Genomic DNA, 1151 nt, shown 5'->3' on the forward strand with positions numbered 1-1151 from the left:
CCTGGCCGAGGCGCGCCGACTGGTTGCGGATACCGACATGCCCCTGATGGATGTGGCCTTGGCCACCGGCTTCACCTCGCAATCCAGCTTTGCCCGGGCGTTCCGCACGGCGCATGGCAGGTCCGCTCGTGACCTCAGGCAAACACGCGCGCACCCCACCCATCACTGACCGGATCCCCTTCATCTGGCTAAAAATACCTCGGGGGCGCCGCGCTGGGGGGGATCGGAATTAATTGGAACGGTGAGTACGGTTTAAACTGGAACAGGTGGATGAAGGTCATCGCATGATAGCCTTGTTTTATTGGCGATGCGGGACGGCGCGGCAAAATCGGCCGTTCGGCAAGGATGGCCCGAACTAAACTGGACTATGCCGGATGATGCCGGATGTTTCCAAAAACGGCATTAACTCTCACCACTCACGCATGGATGCGACCACTCTGCCTTCCAATCGGACATCCTCTGGTGCCTCCAAATCCACAATGATCGGTGGGTATCGTGCGTTGGTGCTGATCAGCTGGAGCCTATTACCTGGCAACCGCTGTACGCGTTTAACAAACAGTTGCCCGTCATAATGTACGGCGAACATAAAGCCGTTGCGTGGCTCTTTCTGATCCGTGGCGATCAGGACGAGATCACCATCTGAGAGCTCTGGCTCCATGCTGTCGCCAGTCACGCGGATCACCGACAGATGATCCTCACTTAGCCCGCGCCGCTGAATGGAAGCCCGACTGTAGCTGTAGTAACCGGAGCCGACGTCGGCCTCCACTAGCGAATCGAAGCCAGCGGACGCCTGCGCATCGAAGTGCGGAATGGCGACAAACTCTTCAACACGATCATTGGGTTGAAGTGCCAAAGCTTGGTTCTCATGAGCATTTGCTCCGACACTCTCCGTGATCAATCGGGCGCCTCGCCCGGTTAGAAGCCACGTTGGTGATATGTCCAAATGCTCCGCCATTGCTGCTAAAAGCTCAGCGCTCACCTTCCTGGAGCCCGAGAGATAGTGCTGCATGGTTCGGTAGTTCGCTCCGATCTTATTGGTAAAATCCTGCAAACTCAAACCGCTAGCAGATACGGCCTCTTTTAGTCGCTCATTTATGTCCATTTGTTCTTATGTCTCTTGATTATAGGAGCATTTGGTCTTATTTGTGATA

Annotated in this window: 2 protein-coding genes; one reads left to right on the forward strand and one right to left on the reverse strand. The window is 55.3% G+C overall.

The window, feature by feature from the left end; all coding sequences use genetic code 11:
* The coding region (locus ACRZ95_RS22945) for a helix-turn-helix domain-containing protein (protein ID WP_480555686.1) at positions 1–169 on the forward strand (169 nt) is incomplete at its 5' end.
* Positions 170–409: 240 nt separating this feature from the next.
* Here the strand turns inward: ACRZ95_RS22945 and ACRZ95_RS22950 are convergent.
* A complete protein-coding gene (locus tag ACRZ95_RS22950) occupies positions 410–1102 on the reverse strand; it encodes an XRE family transcriptional regulator (RefSeq protein WP_480435144.1) in 693 nt (230 codons plus the stop codon).
* Positions 1103–1151: the final 49 nt, after the last annotated feature.

The organism is Ruegeria sp. AI3, assembly GCF_056541245.1.